Annotated in this window: 3 protein-coding genes; all 3 read right to left on the bottom strand. The window is 28.6% G+C overall.

The annotated features are described in order from the left end of the window. Window positions 1-652 precede the first annotated feature (652 nt). The 3 genes from KPL38_RS19890 to sigG all read right to left on the bottom strand — a co-directional run bounded on the left by KPL38_RS19890 (window position 653) and on the right by sigG (window position 3,193). Window positions 653-865 carry a transposase gene (locus tag KPL38_RS19890; RefSeq protein WP_376769048.1) on the bottom strand — a complete coding sequence of 71 codons (213 nt, stop codon included), beginning with the start codon at window positions 863-865 and terminating at the stop codon, window positions 653-655. 6 nt (window positions 866-871) lie between these two features. After that, window positions 872-2,155, bottom strand: a complete 1,284-nt coding sequence (locus KPL38_RS18650; RefSeq protein WP_216290635.1) for an ISL3 family transposase — start codon at window positions 2,153-2,155, stop codon at window positions 872-874. Window positions 2,156-2,419: 264 nt separating this feature from the next. Beyond that, complete coding sequence (sigG, locus tag KPL38_RS18645) at window positions 2,420-3,193, bottom strand: RNA polymerase sporulation sigma factor SigG (protein WP_216290634.1); 774 nt, start codon at window positions 3,191-3,193, stop codon at window positions 2,420-2,422. Window positions 3,194-3,550 lie beyond the last annotated feature (357 nt).

Below are 3,550 nucleotides of genomic sequence, written 5' to 3'. Positions count from 1 at the left end.
AAGGAATGTTAAATTTAATTAACACATTCATTTATCCTTTTTATATTTTAAAGGTTACTTAAATTTGCAAATCACTTATATTATCAGGATATATTAAACTACAAGTCTACAGCTACTCTCTAATTAAATACATGACAACAGCAATCTCAAATTGTTTGAAGATACCTGGTGGAGAATAGACAAGATTGATGACTTGAAAATAAATTATATTGAAGGCTTCGTTGCTTTGTATTCAACTAACTTTTCTTCCCAACTAATACTATATTCCTCAATAGTTTTGCTAACATCCTTATCTAATAATTTATCTTCTAACTTGCCGAAATCATACTTTCTCTGCTCATAGTCATTGAACGAACCAACAATATTAGCTTTACCCTTTGGTGCTTTGTAATCACCTTTGATAGCATCACGAACCCAACCAACAACATTACTAATATCTAATTTTCTAGGTAGGTCATACTTTTCTTTGATGAGATTAACATTGCCTCTAGCATCGGTTAACAGTGATTTAGCATCGGTTTCTGTTATTTTTTCTCTGAATATAGCTTGAACAGTCTTTATGTTGTATATGTTAATCTAAAAGTGGTTCTCCCCCAATTTTGGTGAAAAAACTGTATGTTCTTTACTAATTTTAAATCAAAAAAATTTAAGTTCAAAATTGGTAAAGAACCCTCTGCCTTAATAGGTCGAAGTTTGCTCTTCCATACATCATTCGTTTAATTGTTTTTAGCCTATTAACTTGTCCCTCTAATAGCCCATTTGTATAATTATATAAGAGTGAATTTGAAACTGCATCAAAATCTCTCTTAAGCGTTTTTGCAAATTTACTTAGAGCTGGAATCTCTATACAAATATTGTTCTTGATCCATATTTACAAAGACTCAATAGATTTTTGATCAAATATAGATCTATAGCTTTGAACTGATTGATATATCTTACTTAGATCCATCGAAATACTAATTATATTATTTAGAGAATCTTTATCATCGATATTTAGTTGATCATAATGTTTCCAAAACAGCTTTGCAATTTTTTCTCTTTTATATAGCTTTTTATTAACAATATTACTATAATTAATGTTATTAAGTTGTTTTTTGATTTTGGATAAATGCATTCCTAAAAGGCTATCAGAACCTATATATCCTTTTTCTTTTATTAATGTTAATATGTCTTTTGCTTTAATCTTAGCTAGAAAGGCTGACTCTATTTCTGCAATATATTCATCTAAACAGCTCCACCTATACTTTACTGCGCTATATGGAGCTTCCATCCTATTCAAATATCTATATACAGTTTTTTTACTTATCCCTACTATTTTCATAATATTTTTTAATGTTACTCCATCTTTGTGAAACTTCTTAGTTTTATTTATTATCTTCATTTTTCCTACTTTTAGAGCTTCTCTTTCAATCTCATATTTAGTAGTTGGCTTTATGGGCTCAACTGAGAAATTGTTAATACACGTAATATTTTCAATAGTAACTCCTACAGTATATTTTGATTTCAAAATTTCTGTTAAGTTATTGCTCATGTTTTTGAGCAAATGAAACTTATCTGCAATTTGTATTGCTGATGGTGGTAGCGTATCATCTATTGCCTTTGAATAGGCATTGGATCTATCTCTTGTCACTATTTTAATATCTATGTGACTTTTAAGCCAATCAGAAAGAGTATTCTTCGTCCTATCTTCTAAAAGATCAACTGGTTTATGGGTATCTAAATCACATATAATTGTTCCATAAGTTATCCCTTTATGAAATACAAAATCATCTATGGCGATATTCTCATATTCGGAATTAATTATAATAGATTCACTTCTTATTATCCTCAAAAATGTATTAGCACTTAAAGGCACTAACGTATATTTGGACATCCTTGAAGCAGCCTCACTACTCATTGAGAAAGCAAGTTTCTTAAGACTTTCATTTAATCTATGTGTTCTTCTAGCATAGGGTATTATTAAAGTCTGATATCTCTCCGTAAATATAATTCTATGGAATAATTTGTTTATACAGACAAATTTTCTTGATGTTAAATAAATGCTTAAGCTTTTATCTATAATACTTAAATCAAGTATAAACCGATTATAAAGACTATGAACCTTTGATGACTCAGTATCACAAATTGGACATTTACATGATTTTTTAGTACTCATAATTTTTAGCATAATATTATTTTAAAAAGTATCTAATTCACTAATTACATATTCAGCTGGAAAAAATGAATTTAAGTCCATTTCTATACCCTCCATATAATTGTGACTTATATGGAATATTCGCTACTGAATAATCAATTTTTTTTGTAATAATTACTAATAAATTTGCAAAACATTGGATAGTAAATTTGACTTTATTATAATGCATATTAATTTCACCAAAATTGGGGGAGAACCAGTTTTCACTTGACAAATACAAGGACCTTATACATACTTTTTCATGTGTTTTAACGCATTTTTTTCCACTCTTGAAACTTGCGCTTGGGATATACCTACTTCATCAGCCACTTCCATCTGAGTTTTCCCATCGAAAAACCTCATATTTAGAATTAATTTTTCCCTATCCTTTAATTTCTTCATTCCCTCTTTAATTGATATATTTTCAATCCAACTATCATCTAAGTTTTTAGTGTCTCTAATTTGATCCATTACATAAACTTCATCTCCGTCATCATGGTAAATTGGTTGAAATAACGATATGGGAGATTGTATAGCATCTAGTGCAAATACCACATCTTCTCTTGGTAATTCTAATTCTTTTGCTATATCAGTCACAGAAGGCTCTTTATCGTACTCTTTCACCCATTTATCTTTAACTTGTAACGATTTATACGCAATATCCCTTAAAGACCTGCTAACTCTTATAGAATTATTGTCTCTTAGATATCTTCTTATTTCCCCAATAATCATAGGAACTGCATATGTTGAAAATCTAACATTTAAGCTTAAATTAAAATTATCAATGGACTTCATTAACCCAATACAGCCTACTTGAAATAAATCATCTACATTTTCTCCTCTGCTATTGAATCGCTTTATCACACTTAAAACCAATCTTAAGTTTCCTTCGATTAATTCTTCTTTACACTCTGACTCGCCATTTTGTATTCTATGTAGTAACTCTTTGATTTCCTTTTCTTTTAATTTAGGTAACTTTGAAGTATTTACTCCACTTACCTCTACTTTATTAAACATCATGAGGTCATCATTCCCTTCAACGTATTAGTTGCTTTAAGATTATTCCCTCATGATTTATTTATTATACTAGAGACAACCTTACAACATTATCTTGTAATTACAACAAGACTCCTGAATTATTTTCATACAAGAATAGAATATAAGTTCTATATGAAGTCAAATAAAAAAAGCCTAGAAATTAAACTACACTTTTTGTTTTTTTTAATTATATGATATGTTATATTAGTATTATTTACTGTTATATATTATATATTATGATTAAGCCACAAAAAGCTATATTTTCTCCGGTAGGAGTTAAGCTATTTCAAATTTTAGGCTATGCCTCTTGAAAATATTGTAAATTAATATGAAAATTTC

Origin of the sequence: Clostridium psychrophilum (genome assembly GCF_018861705.1) — a bacterium.
GTDB classification, from domain to species: domain Bacteria; phylum Bacillota; class Clostridia; order Clostridiales; family Clostridiaceae; genus Clostridium_AD; species Clostridium_AD psychrophilum.
The sequence above is the reverse complement of the archived record's forward strand: the minus strand, read 5'-3'. Positions and strand labels throughout refer to the sequence as shown.

Coding starts and splice junctions, on each gene's coding strand:
- sigG (WP_216290634.1), bottom strand. CDS start 3,193: ATGATGTTTAATAAAGTAGAGGTAAGTGGAGTAAATACTTCAAAGTTA.
- KPL38_RS18650 (WP_216290635.1), bottom strand. CDS start 2,155: ATGAGTACTAAAAAATCATGTAAATGTCCAATTTGTGATACTGAGTCA.